We start from the raw sequence: 17,640 nt of genomic DNA, 5'->3' as shown, positions 1-17,640 counted from the left end.
ATTTTATTTTGGATTGACTATATCCAATTTGCCAAATCTATTTGCATGCATAACTCTCCAACTAAGTTAAAACTGTGTTTGTTTTAAACATTTTCTTTCCACTCGCTCATTCGTCGTTGAGATATTTCTACAGCACTGTCGGAAAACAGTTCAGGATAGCGAAGTATTACTGCTTCGAAAGCATAGGCTTCCAAGCCCATCTCTAATAATGCGGTATAAGCTTTTGTCTCAGATTTACGATCAACGGCGCGCTCGACAGCATTAATTATTCCGTATTTTTGAATCATTGGCCAAGTTCTAGATGCGCGTGTTTTCTTACCATTTTTGGCACTTAGCACCTCTTCATAAGCATAGACTGCTTTTATAGCTTCTTTCTCTGCCGACGTTTCAGCACCATAATTTTCAGCTTTTAAGTGAATAGCTCGTTCTTCTGCTTGTTTTACCAAATCTTCTCTGCCTGCATTCAAAGCATTTTTAGCAAAAATCTCACATTTCTTAGGAGTGTCTAAGTTTTTTATCCTTTCATCCATAACCAAATCTCTTCTTATGCATCGGTTAGCTGGTTTGAACCAATGCTATTTGTTACTTAATATCAGTCGTAATCATAACAGAAAGACTAAAAATAAGTTAACTTCTTAAAACCTCAGACTTAAACTGCTCCTATACCACACACCCATTGAAATCCAACCTTGCATCAGCAACAATGACAGTATCTATTTATGACACTCAATCTATAAAAACCATTCGAGAAAAAGGATAAATAATGAAACTGCGCATCTTAAAGTCTGTCGTGACCAATCCTTGGTTTAACCTCGCGACCGAGGATTGGATATTTAATACACTCGACCCAGACTCGCACACTCTCTTCTTATGGCGCAATAGCGAGACCGTGGTCATTGGGCGCTCGCAAAACCCATGGGTTGAATGCAAAATCGATAAGATGGAAGCTGACGAGGTGTTTTTGGCGCGGCGTCAGAGTGGCGGCGGCGCGGTATTTCATGATTTGGGCAATACCAACTTTACCTTTTTATCGCCTAAAGACGACTACGACCAAGAAGCAAACTTTACCATAATCATCAACGCGCTAAAAAAATTGGGTATAGAGGCGGATTTATCTGGGCGTAACGACATGCAAGTCGGCGATAAGAAAATATCAGGTAGCGCCTTTAAACACGCGGCTGATCGCAGCTTTCATCATGGCACATTACTCGTGAATGCCAACATGCAAAAGCTGGGCGATTATCTCAATCCGCATCCGCTTAAGCTGAAAGCTAAAGGTATTAAATCTGTGCGTGCTCGCGTCGCTAACTTGGTTGATTTTAATGCAGACATCAATCACGAGGCTTTATCCGAGGCGATTATCGAGGCGTTTTGTGAATACTATCGCGACACGGATTATGGCGACACTACGCCAGTAGAAGAATTGGATGAAGCCAGTCTCGCCAAGCAACCTAACCTGTATAAATACTATCAGCAGATGGCAGATTGGGATTGGCGCTTTGGCAAGACGCCTGAATTTACACATCATATCGAGACGCGATTTGATTGGGGCATTATTGATTTACACCTTGATGTGAAGCAAGCAGTGATACGCGAAGTGGTCATCTTCTCTGACGCGCTAAACGTTGAGTTAATTGATTTATTAAAAGAATCACTGGCAGATGTTAAGTACGACAAGCATGATATTAAAGCTAAGTTTGATGAGCTCAGCAGAGCGCATCCTGAATTGGCAGCGCAGATTGATGATGTGTCTGAGTGGTTGCTTGGTGAGATGGAAGGGTAGATTCAGATAAAAAGAAAATCTTAATTAACAACCAATTGGAACATACAGGCAAAACAGTTTATAGAATATAAGTATAGAATCATGGAAGTTAGCGCGTCCACAGTGTAGAGATTTTTTAAAAGGTAATGCATGAGAGCAATTAGTTTTATACTTGGTGGCTTATTACTCTTAGGCATAAATACTTTAGCAGAAGCAATCCCTTTTGGTCATAGCAATGGCAGTGGTGGTACCGTCTATGCTTTAGGCAAAAATATTATTAATCAAGATGACAGCAACGATTTCGATAAGTTGTACATTCCTGAGGCTCGTTTCCCTTCGTTTTCTGATCATGAGTTTCTAGACTCTAAGGACAGTCATTTACCAAAGATAGTTGATAGCAGAAGATATTATGATATAAAAACTAAACAGTGGCTTTATAGTGAATTTTATATTTTTCAAGCCAGTTATTTAGCTGGTAGTAAGATTGAAATTCAGGTTAGCTACGATAATGGTGATAGATCATGGCATGATGCATATTTAAAAGCACTGCAGTATGCAAACCAATTCGGTCATATACCCCCTGCGCTCCGAAAACCTACTCACTCTATCACTATTCACAATAACTATAGTGGTTTAATGGGTGGAAGTAATAACATCATTATTTTTGAGGAACGCGGTGCTGAGCATATAAAGTTAGGCTCAATAGAAGAAGCTTTATTTCATGAAGCTACCCACAACTATTTTAATGACCTTGTTTCTAAAAAAGACAATCCACAATATCAGTTATGGAAACAAGCGCAGCAGAAGGATAATAACTATATCTCTTATTATGCGAAAAATAATGATTATGAAGATTTTGCTGAAAGTTTGATTGCATACTATGCAGTTAAGTATAAAAAACAACGTATTGGCAATCTCCAAAATGCTGTATTTAAAGCCATACCTAACAGAATGCACTACTTTGAAAGTTTAAATTTAAACTTAACACATTTCGATATACCTATCACTGCCAATCAAAACTATTTAATTAGCAATAGTATTGAATCTCACATTACAAACTTATCTCATAGCTCTCAAATAGTAGACGATGTTTCAACGCCAAATTATTCACATCTGCTTTGGCAGTTTGAAGTATTATATGGAGGTAAGTATGGGGGAGAAAGATATATATTAAATGTGAAAAAACATGATAAGACCAGCTGCTTAGATATCATAAATGGGGGATTTGACGATCAAAAGGTGCATCTGAAAGACTGTGGGAACTTTTCAGGACAAAACTTTTCTCTTCTACCCGTTGGCATTAACAAATATAACTTACTACCGTTATGGCAGAAAAATTTCTGGGAATCTTCTAATCCTTATTTTAGTTGCTTATCTCTAATAGAGGATACGCATACTACTAGAATTTCTTTAGAGGAATGTGATGGTAGCGAAAGACAAATTTTTACTATAAAACCTTCACAGCTAAAGTGAAATATCGCTAAATTGAGATAATTTTATGGCTGTACGTGCTTCCATATTTTATAAATATAGCTAAGTTAACATCTGAGTATAGGCTCGCCAATTTAGCTTCGAGGAATATCAATATCATGATGTTGCTTTATACTCTTATAACATTGCTCACAAACCATTGTCATTTGATTAAATGCTTTAAAATCATCTGTTATATCTTGCTCTTGAGAAAATACAAACTCACATGCATAGCACCAGCTTTGAAAATCACTCGGTATAGAACTGTTTTCAATGAAACCTAATGCGACACCTGTATTATTGACTAAATGACCACATACCACTGAGGAATCACTCTGACCATGCACTTTACAGTTTATTTCTAACGAGTCTTTATCCATTACAACTCCCTTGTTGTTCATTTTCTTGCTTAAGTAGGATGGTGTGAAATGCAGCCCAAGCATTAATTCAAAGACTGAGAAATTTAGTCCGCAAGCCATCAGCAAGGCTGATACAAGTAGACGACAGGAGATCCCTCCCCTACCGTCTTTTCAATTTAAAATTTTAATTCAAATTAGAATTTTAAATACTCGCCGCAACCTCAGCCCCATCGCGAATAGCGCGTTTTGCATCCAGCTCCGCAGCGAGCTTTGCACCACCGATGAGATGGTATTGTGCGTCTGGCGCATCGCCAACGTTTGGCATCAGTTCAACCACTGACTCTTGACCAGCACAGACCACGACGCTATCGACACGTAGCAACTGGCTTTGACCTTGGTTATTGGTAATCCAAATGCCTTCATTGGTGATTTTATCGTACTGCGCACCTGATACTTGGATGACGCCGTGTGATTTAACGTGTGCGCGATGTACCCAGCCCGAGGTTTTATTTAGCCCACTGCCCAAGCGACCTTTGGTACGCTGCATCAGATACACTTGGCGCACAGGTTTAATGCCTTCAGGTTTAATCAAGCCGCCATCTGTCTGATAATCAGTATCAGACGTCACGCCCCATTCTTCACGCCAATCTTCAATTGACTGCGGTTTTGGACGATAGCTTGGGTCTTTTAGCAATTCAGGACCAAGCTCATCTAATGGCTGCCCATGATTAGCAGTTAGATACTCACTGACGTCAAAGCCGATACCACCAGCGCCAATGACCGCGACGGTTTCGCCAACGGATTTCTCACCAGAGAGCAATTCAGCATAACTGATGACTTGTGGTAAATCTGCACCTTCTAGCTTGCCTTTTAGACTTCTTGGCACCACGCCAGTTGCGACAATAACATGATGGAATTTAGCCTTCTCGAGCATATCTTTATCAACTTTGGTATTGAGTTTAATCTCAACGCCTAGGTGCTCAAGCTCATTGATATAGTAGCGAATGGTTTCAAAGAACTCTTCTTTACCTGGGATAACCTTGGCATAATTAAACTGCCCGCCCAAGATATCTTTTGCTTCAAATAGGGTGACGTCATGCCCACGCAAAGCTGCAACATGAGCGGCTGACATGCCAGCGACACCGCCACCGATGACCGCCACTTTTTTAGGTTTCTTAGTTTTCTTATAAACCAATTCTGTCTCATAACAAGCTTGCGGATTGACCAAACACGTTGAGCGTTTGTTTTCAAAAGTATGGTCAAGACAGGCTTGGTTACAGGCGATACAGGTATTGATACGATCGGCTTGGCCTTCTTTAGCTTTGTTGACCCAATGCGGATCCGCTAAAAACGGACGCGCCATTTGAATCATGTCGGCTTGCCCACTGGCGACGATATCTTCAGCGGTTTCAGGCATATTGATACGGTTGGCTGCCATCATTGGGATGCTGATATGTTTTTTAATCTCAGCAGTGAAATCTACAAAAGCCGCACGCGGTACGCTAGTGACAATGGTTGGAACACGCGCTTCATGCCAGCCGATACCGGTATTCATGATGGTCACGCCAGCTTCTTCTAGCGCTTTAGCAACGGTAATGACTTCATCCATGACATTACCGTCTTTGACCAAATCAATCACTGACAAGCGGAATAGGATAATAAAATCTTCACCCGTCGCTTCGCGAACCGCTTTTACCACATCGACCGCAAACTTCATGCGATTTTGAATATCACCGCCGTATTCGTCAGTACGTTTATTGACATGACGCGATAAAAACTGATTGAGCAAATAGCCTTCAGAGCCCATGATTTCGACACCGTCATAACCTGCTTGTTTGGCAAGTTTGGCACAGCGCGCATAGTCTTTAACGGTTTGCTCGATATTTTTGATGCTCATCTTACGCGGTTTAAACGGCGAGATTGGCGATTTAATCGGGCTCGCTGATACGGCAAAAGGATGATAGCCATAGCGACCACTGTGCAAGATTTGCATGATGATTTTGCTGTCATATTTATGCGCCGCACGGGTGACACGTTGATGATTAATGACGTCAGCGCGGGTGTTCATCGTACCGCCAGCAGGGAGCAACCAGCCTTCGCGATTGGGTGAAATACCACCGGTAATCATCATCGCCACGCCGCCTTTCGCACGTTCGGCAAAATAGGCCGCCAGTTTACCGTAATTATAAAAACGGTCTTCAAGCCCTGTATGCATCGAGCCCATTACCATACGGTTTTTAAGTGTGGTAAAGCCCAAGTCGAGCGGCTCAAATAAATGCGGGTAGTGCTCGTTGGTGCTGGCGGTCTCAATGGTATTGGCAGTGCGGCTGGCGATCATATCATTTTCCTTATGAATGAATTATCAAACTACGTTTTGAAAACAGAAAAGTCACGGGGTTTAGCGTTGCTGCTATCGTAACACACCGCTATTATCATCAGCTATGCGGACAAGCGACTGATGAGTGAGCAATATATTAACCCCAATCCTAGACAGTCAAATGTTTAACTCGGCTTTATGGGTTTTATTGAGCAGACCTCATAAAACCCACCAAATTTTTGGGACAATTGGCTATAATAGCGTGAGCGTTGTCAATATTTAACGCGTTTTATAACAACCGTTTTTATGACCATTGTTTTTATGACAACGGCTTCTATAATAGCCGCTTCGCTTAATCGGCATCATCGAATACCCGCAATACGATTACGATAAAGGACTATCCACATGACAGACTTTCACACCGGTCTTGGCAAAAATGCTGCCAACCATCAACCGCTGACCCCCATCGATTTTATCATTCGCAGCGCGCAGGTTTATCCTGACAAGACTGCGATTATCTACGACGATTTAGAACACAATGAGCTTACGCAGACATGGCAACAGACTTATGATCGCTGTCGTCAATTGGCGGATGGTCTGCGTAAATTGGGTATCGATAAAAACGACACGGTGGCGGTGATGATGCCGAACACGCCAGCGATGGTCGAATGCGCCTTTGGAGTACCAATGTCAGGCGGCGTACTTTGCACCCTTAATACCCGACTGGATATCAACGCCCTAACCTTTTGTCTGCAACACTCAGAGGCCAAAGTATTGATTTTAGACAGCGAGTTTGCTGAGCATGCTGAGATTATCGATGAAGCTTTTCCCAACCTCATCGTGATTCATGCGACCGATAAAGCGCTTGATATCGAGCGTTTTGGCAGTATGAGTTATGAAGAGTTAATCGCCAGCTCAGACAATTTGGATAATTGGGAAAAGCCAACAGATGAATGGGATGCAATCGCCCTCAACTATACCTCTGGCACCACGGGCAAACCCAAAGGCGTGGTTTATCATCATCGCGGTGCCACGCTCAATGCCGTATCCAACATTTTAGATTGGGATATGCCCAAGCATCCGATGTATCTGTGGACGCTGCCATTATTTCATTGTAATGGTTGGTGTTTTCCATGGACCATCGCTGAGCGTGCGGGCGTCAACGTCTGCTTGCGTAAAATTGACGCTGATTTGATTTTGCAGCTGATTGCCAAATATAAAGTCAGCCATTATTGCTCAGCGCCGGTGGTGCACAATATGATTGCGGGCGGCAAAGCTGAATATAAAGAAGCCATTAATCATGAAGTGAACGGCTGGGTCGCTGGGGCGCCGCCATCTGAAACCATGCTCGCGGCTATGGAAGCCATGGGTTTTCATATCTCGCACGTTTATGGTCTGACTGAAGTGTATGGGCCGGTTACTGTCTGCGCTGAGCAAGAAGAATGGAATGCGCTTGATGTCGCAGCTCGTGCGCAAAAGAAATCACGTCAAGGGGTGACCTCGCATTTGATGACAGGCTTTGAAGTCTTTAAACAAGGGACTACTGATCCCGTTGCCGCCGATGGAGAAGAGATGGGCGAGCTGGCACTGCGCGGTAACATGGTGATGAAAGGCTACCTAAAAAGCCGTAAAGCGACCGAAGAAGCCTTTGCTGATGGCTGGTTCCGTACCGGTGATTTGGGCGTCAAATACCCTGACGGCTATATCAAAATCATGGACAGGCTCAAAGACATCATCTCAGGTGGCGAAAATATCTCTAGTATCGAGGTCGAAAACGTCTTATATAAAATGCCAGAAATCCAAAGCTGTGCCGTCGTCGCCGCGCCGCATGATAAATGGGGCGAAGTACCCGTCGCCTTTATCGAAATTCATGAAGGCAGCACCTTACAGCGCGATACCGTCATGGAGCACTGCAAGCAGTATTTGGCTGGCTTTAAAGTGCCTAAATATATTATCTTTGCTGAAATCCCGAAAACCAGTACCGGTAAAGTACAAAAGTTTGAGCTACGCCAAGCCGCTAAATCATTGGCGCACGAAACGCCAAAAGTCACGGCTAGCGCTAAATAATAGCTTTTGAAAAACTTGCACTTTGAGCAATTTGCATAAAAAAGGGTCAGTCTAATCATTAGGCTGACCCTTTTTTCTTGAATTAAAAACGTAAAGCTTATTATTATAGGCAGTCCGCTATAACATGAACACAGAGCCACTGGTATTCATTTTGCGCAGCCTCTGTCTGCGTAGGCACAGCAAGCAAGGAAAATGAATACCAGTAGCGCGTTATAACACTGGTACTGATTTTATTTAGGACTGACTATACCAAACGACTAATCAAGCTTTGGCTTAAGCCATTGATACACCAGCATACCGATTATCATCGCTGGGATAAAAACATACGCTTGCCATTGTCCTGTCCCAAGCAGCACGATACCCGGTCCTGGGCAAATGCCAACCAAGCCCCAACCGATACCGAATAGCATTGCCCCGATGAGCAGTTTTTTATTGATGGTGGTTTTGGTTGGCATCTCAATCAAGGTGCCAATCCAACTATTCTTTTGCCGCTTAGCCAATTGCACACCGACTATAGCCACCGCCAGTCCGCCGCCCATTACCAGTGCGAGGGAGATATCCCATGCACCAAAGACGTCTAAAAACCCTTGTACTTTAGCAGGGTCAGTCATCCCTGATATCAGCAGTCCAAAGCCAAATAATAGCCCTGCCAGTAATCCAATCATATTTTTTAACATTATTGTGCCCCATACTCAAACTATTTACTCAAGCGCTTATAAATGATGTGCTGTCTATATGACTTTTAAATCAAGCCCAAGACATGGCGACCAAGATAAACCGTCACAATACCAAACAACATAAAGGTCACCGTCGCCGCCATCGAGCGTGGTGACAAGCGCGCATTACCGCAGATACCATGACCACTGGTACAACCAGAACCTAAACGCGTGCCAAAACCGACCAGCAAACCTGCCATAATTAATAACGGTATAGAGGTGCTGATTTCTAGCACTGGTAACGGCTTAACCAAACGATATAATAACGGCGAGATAACAAGACCGGCGATAAATAATATCTGCCACATCTCGACGCGTTTGGGTTTTAAGAGGCTTGAGAAAATACCACTAATCCCCGCGATACGGCCAATACCCAATAGCAAAATGACAGTCGCCATCCCTAGTATCAGCCCGCCTACCAAGGAGATTGGCGTAAATGCCTGCCAGTCTATTTGTATACTCATAATGTTTACCTAAGCCAATTTTTATCAAAAATAAAATATATTCGTTTTATATAAATACATTATATAATAAAATATAATAAAAAGGTAAAAAAATACTGAGCCTATTTTTTTAATAGGTTCAGTATTGATGTTACGCCGTTGTTAGGTTAAACCTTCTTTTAAAATAAAGAAGCTATTTAGCCAACACTGCATCAAGCGCTTTCTCAAAACGTTGTACCGCACCGTCAACATCGGTCAATTTATCAAGACCAAATAGACCTAAGCGGAAAGTTTTAAAGTTCTCAGGTTCGCCTACTTGTAGCGGAACGCCAGCGGCGATTTGCATGCCAGCTTCAGCAAAGGCGCTACCTTTATGCATATCATCACGGTCGGTATAAGCAACGACAACGCCCGGTGCTTCAAAACCTTCTGCCGCCACGCTTTCAATGCCTTTGTCTGCCAATACTTTACGAATACGCTTACCAAGCTCCCACTGCGCCTCGCAAAGTTTATCAAAACCGACTTCCTTAGCTTCATTAATAGCATCGCGGAACTGGCGTAAGCTATCGGTTGGCATGGTTGCATGATAAGCGTGACCGCCATTTTCATAGGCGCGCATGATGTTTAACCACTGTTTTAAATCTAAGCTAAAGCTATCAGACTCGGTGCTGTCTACTTTTTGCACAGCCGCGGCGCTGAGCATCACCAAACCTGCACCCGGTGTGCTGCTCCAGCCTTTTTGCGGCGCGCTGATAAGCACGTCAATGCCCAAATCTTTCATATCGAGCCAGACGCAACCTGAAGCGATACAGTCAATGACTAATAGACCACCAATGCTATGGACGGCATCGCTCAATGCTTTGATATAGTCTTCTGATAAAATAATACCAGATGAGGTTTCAACATGTGGAGCAAAAACCATGGCGGGTTTTTCTGCTTTAATTTTAGCAACCGCTTCATCGATAGCAACTGGAGAAAACGGCTTTGGGGTATCACCCTCTTCACGATTGGCAGTCAATACCGTTGATGATTTGGCAATGTTGCCTTTGTCTAAAATTTGCGTCCAGCGATAGCTAAACCAACCGTTACGGATAATCAGGCAGTCTTCATCATTGGCCAATTGACGCGCCACGGCTTCCATCCCATAAGTGCCAGAACCCGGTACAATCGCCACCGCATCTGCGTTATAGACTGACTTTAGGTTGCTAGATAAGTCATTCATCACTTGCTGAAAGACTTTTGACATGTGGTTTAAGGCGCGGTCAGTATAGACCACCGAGTATTCTAATAAGCCGTTTGGATCAATATCTTGACGTAATGCAGTCATAGGACGCTCCTAGTTTATAGTTAGGGAATATAGTTATTTTTAAACTTTAGTTACAACTGCCCAAATACTACTATAAATAGTATTAATGGGGCACTAATATCGAGTAATAGTCGAGAGTATGACGCAAGATTGACGATATAACGCTTTATCCTAGCGCTATTGCCGCTAACAAGTCTGTCTTGTGCGCTTTATTTTTTATTTTAAACAGTACTACAGACCATCAATAGGCGCGACAATATCATGACCACGCGTTGACAGCCTATTGAATCATAAATACTGAGAATTAATAAGATGAGAAAATATTAAGAAAGGGTTGATAAAATTAAGCTTTAAAAAAAGTCAAAACCAATTGATTAAAGGCTAATTGAAAATGACCGCGCCATATAACCAAAAATTATCATCACTTAATATACTCATAACAACTTGATATTAGCACTGATAATGCAGGTTGACAACGCTAGGTTTGCGTAAGTGCCCTGCTTAACTAAGTGATGACTTTTTCAGAGAAACGGTTTGCAAAGAAACGCTTTTAAGAGAAATAGTAGAAAAATTGATAGACAGTTACATTGATAAATAGCTACATTGATAAAAAGTTACAAAGTGCTATGGTTACTGGCGGCGACCGCGATGTGCGTCTTGTAATCCAGAGACCACAAAATCTAGGAGCTCATTGTCACCTTCGCGTGCCGCTTTGCGCATCAACTTCGATGGCGCATGGGTCAGCGTCTGGGTCAAACGCCGCGACAGTTCAGTGATAATGTCTTCAGGGCTGGCATTATCTTGTTGCAGCTTAGCAATGGATTCATGCAGCAGCTTATCGACTTGATCATGGGTGCGCGCGCGATATTGTTGAATCTCTTTGCCGACTTGGCGCACTTGAAAGCGCCGATCCATCTCAACCACTAATTGACTGACGAGCAGCTCAGCATCGACCGCTGCTTGCCTGCGCTGCTCAATATTACCAGCAATCACGTGTTGCAAGTCATCGACAGAATACAGATAAACATCATCAATACGGCTAATGGTCGAGTCGATATCGCGCGGTACGGCCAAGTCAATCATCAGCATCGGCTGATAACGGCGGCTTTTAAGCGCGCGCAAGGTCATGGTCTTATCAATCAATATATCCATACTGCCGCTACAACTACTGACGATATCAGCCTCTGCCAATACTTGCGGTAACTCTTGCAGCGATTTCACTTCTACCATACGCTCGGGTCGACGCAATTCGGCGGCCAACGCTTCGGCGCGCTCAGGATTGCGGTTACAAATAATGACCCGCCCGACCCCAAGCCCAGCGATATGAGTTGCCACCAAGCGATTCATCTCACCAGCTGCGACCACCAATAGCGTCCGACTGGGCAAATCATCAAATATCTGCGTCACCAGTTTGGCGGCCGCATAGCTTAGCGACACCGCTTGAGCGCCGACTTTGGTTTCGTTACGCACGCGTTTGGCAGCAGCAAATACTTGGTCAACAATCCAGCCGAGCTGATTGCTGAGTGCTTTTTGATCTTGCGCCAAATGCACAGAACGTTTTATTTGACCGAGTATCTGCGGCTCACCCAATATCATCGAGTCAAGACCAGCAGCCACTCGTAACCAATGGGTCAGCGCATGAGTATCACGGTGCACATACAGATAAGGATCAATCTCGTCCAAAGGTAACTGCTTAAAATCCGCCAGCCACACTTTAATTTTTAAGATATGTGCGCTGATTGTCGCGGCAGAAGGCTGAGTACTGACAGCATTATGGCTGGTGATGGCAGTTTGCTTCTCTGCTAAAGACACGCCTGATTCTGACGATGCTGAGACTTGTGGGACGAGTGCATAAATCTCAGTACGGTTGCACGTCGAGACAATCACGCTACCATCGGTAAAGCGCTCTAGCTGCTGAAGGGCAATATTCACATCGTCACCGACAAGCGCCAAGCGCTCTCGCAGAGCGACTGGTGCGGTTTTGTGATTGACCCCAATGACCACTAATCTCATTATTGATAGACCATAAATATAACGTTTACCTGCCAGCCAAACGCTTTTAGAATGTGAAAAAACCTATTCAATCAGCAGTGCTAAAAAACAGTTTTTCACAGACAGCGCTTGATAAACTGTCTGTGAAAAAACGTCTTTAATAAACCATTATCAATATAAACGCCTAAAAAGCGCCTATTATATCATTATTGCTGGCTTTATTTAACAAGCAGCGCTGGACGTTGGTATTTGTCTGTATCAGGGCATGGCGATGATAAATCAACTGCTGTGATGGCTTTTAAAATAAGTGCCAGTATTATTTATCTAATTTAGCAGTGCTGACTTACTATTGAGTGACTAAGCTATCACAAGTTGTTTAAATTCATTTATTGTCATTACTTAATCGCCTAAATATTGTTAGTATTTGAGTAACACAGGCGCTATTGTTTATCGCTTTCATCTGCTCTTATAATGGCAATGACAAATATTTATTTAAAATAATGACAATAAAATCCTCCTGTTATACTGCCATTACACTAATAGGAAAATATTGCTCGCTAGATTTTTTGGGTCATCCTTCAGATTGCAACCTATGTATAATGATCAATCTCGCCTCCGCGCTTTATTGCAAGCCACCATTGAGCGCCTATGCCAGCGTTATAAGCTAACGTTGTCGTTGGCCATTTGCTTATGCCTAGGATTACCCGCCCACGCCAAATATCTCAGCCCAGCGTTGACCGCACCCATATTAAACACTGATTTGACCAATTCGCCTAAATCTTCACCAGCCAAGAAAAGCGATATCATTGGTTATACTGCTCATGAAATACCTTCTCAACCGTCGTCTACTGAGCAATCTCAGTCAACAGAAAGCAGTACTGATGCAAGCAATCTAGCAGCTTTTAGCCCAGCCCAATCTGAGCTTGGCGAGCCAAGTTTATACGCGCTGTTGGATGCCGAGTTTGCCGCAGATCGCGATGACAATAAGCGCGCGCTGACTATTTATAAGCAGCAATCTTTTAAGCAAGATGCAACCGCAGTATTTGAGCGCGCGCTAAGCTTATCTTTACGTAATGAGAGCGTTGAGGATTCGCTGCGCTTTGCCAAAACTTGGCAAGACCAAAACCCCGACCACGTGCCCGCTTGGTTTTATGTGGCGCATTTGGCCCTGCGCGCGCACGATTATGAATTGGCGGGCGCCACCCTAAATCGCATTTTAAGCTATGACCCGCGAGCCGATCTGAGCGAGATACTGATTGGCATTTATCCCAATACCGATGAAGATAAACGCGAGCTACTCGCTGCCCTGCAACCCATCGATAGCGAGCAAAACGCTTCGCTATCGGTATTAAAAGCCGGTTTGCTGTATCAGTTTGATGAGCCTGAGATTGCCATTGTCCACATCGATCGTGCGCTCGCGCGTCAGCCAGATTATGTGCCTTTTATTACTTTAAAAGCAGACATATTGCGCAAGACGATGCCATCAAAAGCTGTGCTTGATTATCTTAGCCAAGCGCGCCTACGTAACCCTGATAGCAAGAGCTTATACTTGTATGAGATTCGCTACTTACTTGATTTGCGCCAAAGCGAGCAGGCTTGGCAGTTATTACTTGACGCTCATGAGCGCTTTGCTGACGATGACGAAATCACTTTGCTCGCCGCACTGGTGAGCTTGGACGTTGAAGAATACGCCAGCGCTGACCAGCTACTGAATATCTTGGCTAAAAATCCGGCTTATCTTGACCAAGCCTATTACTACCTTGGTATCAGTGCCGAGCGCCAGCAGCGCTTTGAGCAAGCAAAATACTATCTCAATGGTGTGATGCAAGAGGACTTGGTGTTAGAAGCGCGGCGAAAAGTGGTGTCATTTGAGCTCCTGAACGATGACGTTGATGCCGCCATCGCTACCCTAGAGAAGCTGCGTAAAGACTTTGCTATCTTCGCGCCTGACAGCTTTGTCATGCAAGCGGATATCTTGTGGCAGCAAAATGAATCCGAGGAGGCGCTACGGTTATTAACGCGCGCCAGCCGTAAGTATCCTAATAATGAGATGCTATTATTTGCCCGCGCGCAGCTGCTTGACGACAAAGACGATTATATCGTTAAGCGCACATTATTGAACCATTTGCAAACACTCGACCCAAGCAACCTCTCCTATCAGCTTAGCTACGCGCAATTATTGCTCGCTAATGAGCGCAGCTCTGAGCAAGGTTTGGCGCTAGCAACGGCTATTATCCAAATCCGTTATGATGACCCGCGCTATGACAATGAGCTACACCTGCAAGCATTGAACGTGCTCGCCGCCAATGCTCTAGCAACTGAAAACTATCAACAAGTTATCGATTATCTACAAACACCGTACGACGTTTTTCCAACCCTGCGTTCTGGCACGCTACTGCTGCGCGCTTATCAAGGGCTAGGCGATAATGAAAAGGTTGAGGCTTTGCTTGCTGAGTTGCAAGAGCGTTTTTCATTTGGGCAGCGCAACGTCAATGACCGTATACAGCTTTATTAATACGCTTTTGCTTAAGGCTTATTGAATACTGATCATAAAATGCGCATAAAAATAAAAAACGCTTACGCTAAAAACTACAAGCCAGTTATAAGAAATGAACAGCCACGCATCAGCGCGTAACAAAGCATGTTTAAGCTAACTGCTTATTGTTTTACCTTATTGTTTCATTTGATCTTTGATTAAAATCAGCACCGTTAAAAATTGTCTATTTTTGAGGATATATCATGTCAGTATTAAAAAAAAGCCAACCCAATAAACTGTCGTTACTCGCTGCGATGGCAGCCGCGATGGTTATCACCTCCGGTTGTCAGTCGTTAAAAACCGCCAATGCTACCAACCAGCCTATCGGCACGGTACAAGGTCAGAAACCTGAACAACCTAAGAAGCTTGAAAACTTTAATATCACGGGCAAGATCGGCGTTACCACACCTAGTAAGGACAATTCAGGAAACCAAGGCGGTAGTGCGTTTTATGCATGGGGACAACAAAATGACCGCTTTGCTATCGAATTAATTGGCGCGCTCGGCATTGGCAAAACCAATATCGAATATAATGGTCAAACAGCAACTTTAATCAGTGAAAAAACCGGCACGTTAACTGCCGCTGACCCTGAAACCTTGCTCAAAAAAGCCACAGGCTGGCAAGCGCCGATTTCACAAATGCCGTATTGGATATCGGGTCGCCCAGCGCCTTCAGACAGCGCGCCACAGCTTGATGACCAAAATCGTTTGATTAGCTCGGTAAATGGTGAATGGCAAGCGAACTTTACTTATAAAGGCAACGATAAACTGCCAAACAAAATCAGCGCCGTGCAGTCACAAGGCAATAAAGTGGTAATGACCATCGATCATCAAAAATAGTAGCCATACGCAGAACGTATTGTTATCTTTACGCACAACTCATAAAGACGTATATTTATGACTCAACGCACTACCGCAACGTCGGTTATCACGCGCTTATCCCCGGCAAAGATTAATTTATTTTTGCATATCACCGGCAAGCGCGCTGATGGCTATCATGATCTGCAAACCGTCTTTCGCCTGCTCGACTGGGGCGACTATCTGCATTTTACGCTTGTAGACGATGCGGCACTTTCTATTATAGATAATACCTTCGACGCTGCTAAGCTTTGTCGTCAGCTGCTAACGCTTTCTGGTGCCGACACCATAACCAGCAGTATCGATGACAATCTGATTTTTAAAGCTGCCCGTGCATTATTGGCATTTGCCATTCACGCAAACAGACTACCTCAGCAGCTGGCGCCAGTACAAATTACCTTAGATAAACACCTACCGATGGGTGCAGGCTTGGGCGGTGGCTCTTCTAATGCCGCAATGACATTATTAGTCTTAAATGAGATTTGGCAGCTAAATCTTACTCAACATGAGCTGATAAGAATTGGCACAAGCATTGGCGCCGATGTGCCGATATTTATCTTTGGGCAAGATGCCATTGCCATGGGTATTGGCGAGGTGCTGTCCGCCATTGATTTGCCCGAGCAGCAATATTTAGTCTTAACCCCGAACGCGCATGTGAGTACTGCTAAACTGTTCGCGCATCCAAAGCTACGACGAGATATCGCCCCGCTATCGATTGCAACCATCCAAAGCCAGTACAATGAGTATGTGCAACATTTAAACTCGCCTTATCACAATGTCTTTACGCCAGTGGTGACGAGCCTCGCTCCGGCTGTCGATGCAGCGTTACAGTATTTGCAAGGCTTAGAATCACAGGCACTCGGTACAGCACGCATGACCGGCTCTGGTAGCGCCGTGTTTTTGCCATTGGATGCGAGTGTTATTGATGATAAGGCGCTGTTGGCAAAATGGATTGCGGATGCGCCTTGTGCAGGGTATCTCGTTGGCAGTTTGTAAGATGGACGTGCCCTACTCAAACTCTCAAATAAGTTGGTATTAATATGAACCATTCATATCTAAATAAGAGTCTAATAACCGCCACCGTTTTTATTTGCTTATCATCGAATTTGACTGCGTGTTCATTACTATCTAAATCTCACGATGAATCTCATGCTAATCGCTTATCCGATAAAATAACTTTGCCACAACAACTAGACATAAAAGTAAAAGACAACTCTCAAAATATAGAGGTTTCTCAGCAAGATTCCAAAGTCAGCTCGCCTACTGAACTATTCACTTATGCCGCGGCTCTTTCAATGCGAGAGATAAACTTTGTTTTCAAAGGTAAATACATTATCAAAAATAACTGCTTATACTTTGTAAAAAATAACAATGAGTATCTTAGTCCTATTTTTTATCCCGATAGAGCGATTCTTTTTGAGAATGAACAAGCCATTTCTCTAAATGGAACCAAAGTTAAGCTCGGTGAGGAGGTTGTCACTAGCGGTATAATTAAAGAGCGTATAGGTAGTTACTATTTACGAAAAGGTGATATTGTCATCGAAGACCCAGAGAATACAACTTGTTTGACGGAACCTGCAATATTTATGAGTGGTAGAGTGGTCAATCCTCTCGTACAAAAGTAACTCGCACAGCATTAGCTTACGATTGACAAGCTTAATAAAAAGACCTCTATTCACTACAATAGTAGCGATGCAACTCAGGCTAATTCACTTAGTTTCGAATAAAAGCCATAAAAACGCCTAAAGACCTTGCAAATTCTGAAAACTTATTTATAATAGGTCGCCTCAATAGGGGTATAGCCAAGTTGGTAAG

General features: G+C 43.5%; 14 protein-coding genes. 7 read left to right on the top strand and 7 right to left on the bottom strand.

The window, feature by feature from the left end; all coding sequences use genetic code 11:
- Nucleotides 1-83 precede the first annotated feature (83 nt).
- Complete coding sequence (locus B2866_RS03295) at nt 84-530, bottom strand: hypothetical protein (protein ID WP_296190694.1); 447 nt, start codon at nt 528-530, stop codon at nt 84-86.
- A gap of 233 nt (nt 531-763) precedes the next feature.
- Here B2866_RS03295 and B2866_RS03290 point away from each other — a divergent pair, with 233 nt between their 5' ends.
- Complete coding sequence (locus tag B2866_RS03290) at nt 764-1,783, top strand: lipoate--protein ligase (RefSeq protein WP_296190693.1); 1,020 nt, start codon at nt 764-766, stop codon at nt 1,781-1,783.
- Between the two features lie 129 nt (nt 1,784-1,912).
- Nucleotides 1,913-3,235, top strand: a complete 1,323-nt coding sequence (locus tag B2866_RS03285) for a hypothetical protein (protein ID WP_296190691.1) — start codon at nt 1,913-1,915, stop codon at nt 3,233-3,235.
- 92 nt (nt 3,236-3,327) lie between these two features.
- Here B2866_RS03285 and B2866_RS03280 read toward each other — a convergent pair whose 3' ends face one another.
- Nucleotides 3,328-3,612 (bottom strand): hypothetical protein, encoded by a 285-nt coding sequence (locus B2866_RS03280; RefSeq protein ID WP_296190690.1) that lies wholly within the window; start codon nt 3,610-3,612, stop codon nt 3,328-3,330.
- A 181-nt stretch (nt 3,613-3,793) separates the two neighbouring features.
- Complete coding sequence (locus B2866_RS03275) at nt 3,794-5,929, bottom strand: NADPH-dependent 2,4-dienoyl-CoA reductase (RefSeq protein ID WP_296190688.1); 2,136 nt, start codon at nt 5,927-5,929, stop codon at nt 3,794-3,796.
- Nucleotides 5,930-6,313: 384 nt separating this feature from the next.
- Between B2866_RS03275 and B2866_RS03270 the strand changes: the two genes are divergently transcribed.
- On the top strand, nt 6,314-7,975 hold the full coding sequence (locus B2866_RS03270) for an AMP-binding protein (protein ID WP_296190686.1): 1,662 nt from the start codon (nt 6,314-6,316) through the stop codon (nt 7,973-7,975).
- Between the two features lie 257 nt (nt 7,976-8,232).
- Here B2866_RS03270 and B2866_RS03265 read toward each other — a convergent pair whose 3' ends face one another.
- From B2866_RS03265 to hemA, 4 genes are all read right to left on the bottom strand, one after another.
- Nucleotides 8,233-8,652: a DUF6691 family protein gene (locus tag B2866_RS03265; RefSeq protein ID WP_296190684.1), complete on the bottom strand. Its 420-nt coding sequence runs from the start codon at nt 8,650-8,652 to the stop codon at nt 8,233-8,235.
- A 65-nt stretch (nt 8,653-8,717) separates the two neighbouring features.
- On the bottom strand, nt 8,718-9,155 hold the full coding sequence (locus tag B2866_RS03260) for a YeeE/YedE family protein (RefSeq protein WP_296190682.1): 438 nt from the start codon (nt 9,153-9,155) through the stop codon (nt 8,718-8,720).
- A 172-nt stretch (nt 9,156-9,327) separates the two neighbouring features.
- Nucleotides 9,328-10,461, bottom strand: coding sequence for an aminotransferase class V-fold PLP-dependent enzyme (locus B2866_RS03255; protein ID WP_296190680.1), 1,134 nt, complete (start codon nt 10,459-10,461; stop codon nt 9,328-9,330).
- A 609-nt stretch (nt 10,462-11,070) separates the two neighbouring features.
- On the bottom strand, nt 11,071-12,453 hold the full coding sequence (gene hemA / locus B2866_RS03250) for a glutamyl-tRNA reductase (protein WP_296190678.1): 1,383 nt from the start codon (nt 12,451-12,453) through the stop codon (nt 11,071-11,073).
- Nucleotides 12,454-13,024: 571 nt separating this feature from the next.
- Between hemA and B2866_RS03245 the strand changes: the two genes are divergently transcribed.
- From B2866_RS03245 to B2866_RS03230, 4 genes are all read left to right on the top strand, one after another.
- Nucleotides 13,025-14,947: a tetratricopeptide repeat protein gene (locus B2866_RS03245; protein WP_296190676.1), complete on the top strand. Its 1,923-nt coding sequence runs from the start codon at nt 13,025-13,027 to the stop codon at nt 14,945-14,947.
- Between the two features lie 224 nt (nt 14,948-15,171).
- The gene (gene lolB, locus B2866_RS03240; RefSeq protein ID WP_296190674.1) at nt 15,172-15,807 is read left to right on the top strand and encodes a lipoprotein insertase outer membrane protein LolB; all 636 of its coding nucleotides are present in this window, start codon (nt 15,172-15,174) and stop codon (nt 15,805-15,807) included.
- A 57-nt stretch (nt 15,808-15,864) separates the two neighbouring features.
- Nucleotides 15,865-16,821, top strand: a complete 957-nt coding sequence (gene ispE / locus B2866_RS03235) for a 4-(cytidine 5'-diphospho)-2-C-methyl-D-erythritol kinase (protein WP_296190672.1) — start codon at nt 15,865-15,867, stop codon at nt 16,819-16,821.
- A gap of 44 nt (nt 16,822-16,865) precedes the next feature.
- Nucleotides 16,866-17,450: a hypothetical protein gene (locus tag B2866_RS03230; protein WP_102077292.1), complete on the top strand. Its 585-nt coding sequence runs from the start codon at nt 16,866-16,868 to the stop codon at nt 17,448-17,450.
- The last annotated feature ends 190 nt before the right edge of the window (nt 17,451-17,640 follow it).

This window comes from Psychrobacter sp. UBA3483, from assembly GCF_002377905.1.
Classification (GTDB): Bacteria; Pseudomonadota; Gammaproteobacteria; order Pseudomonadales; family Moraxellaceae; genus Psychrobacter.
The sequence above is the reverse complement of the archived record's forward strand: the minus strand, read 5'-3'. Positions and strand labels throughout refer to the sequence as shown.

Coding starts and splice junctions, on each gene's coding strand:
- B2866_RS03295 (WP_296190694.1), bottom strand. CDS start 530: ATGGATGAAAGGATAAAAAACTTAGACACTCCTAAGAAATGTGAGATT.
- B2866_RS03290 (WP_296190693.1), top strand. CDS start 764: ATGAAACTGCGCATCTTAAAGTCTGTCGTGACCAATCCTTGGTTTAAC.
- B2866_RS03285 (WP_296190691.1), top strand. CDS start 1,913: ATGAGAGCAATTAGTTTTATACTTGGTGGCTTATTACTCTTAGGCATA.
- B2866_RS03280 (WP_296190690.1), bottom strand. CDS start 3,612: ATGGATAAAGACTCGTTAGAAATAAACTGTAAAGTGCATGGTCAGAGT.
- B2866_RS03275 (WP_296190688.1), bottom strand. CDS start 5,929: ATGATCGCCAGCCGCACTGCCAATACCATTGAGACCGCCAGCACCAAC.
- B2866_RS03270 (WP_296190686.1), top strand. CDS start 6,314: ATGACAGACTTTCACACCGGTCTTGGCAAAAATGCTGCCAACCATCAA.
- B2866_RS03265 (WP_296190684.1), bottom strand. CDS start 8,652: ATGTTAAAAAATATGATTGGATTACTGGCAGGGCTATTATTTGGCTTT.
- B2866_RS03260 (WP_296190682.1), bottom strand. CDS start 9,155: ATGAGTATACAAATAGACTGGCAGGCATTTACGCCAATCTCCTTGGTA.
- B2866_RS03255 (WP_296190680.1), bottom strand. CDS start 10,461: ATGACTGCATTACGTCAAGATATTGATCCAAACGGCTTATTAGAATAC.
- hemA (WP_296190678.1), bottom strand. CDS start 12,453: ATGAGATTAGTGGTCATTGGGGTCAATCACAAAACCGCACCAGTCGCT.
- B2866_RS03245 (WP_296190676.1), top strand. CDS start 13,025: ATGTATAATGATCAATCTCGCCTCCGCGCTTTATTGCAAGCCACCATT.
- lolB (WP_296190674.1), top strand. CDS start 15,172: ATGTCAGTATTAAAAAAAAGCCAACCCAATAAACTGTCGTTACTCGCT.
- ispE (WP_296190672.1), top strand. CDS start 15,865: ATGACTCAACGCACTACCGCAACGTCGGTTATCACGCGCTTATCCCCG.
- B2866_RS03230 (WP_102077292.1), top strand. CDS start 16,866: ATGAACCATTCATATCTAAATAAGAGTCTAATAACCGCCACCGTTTTT.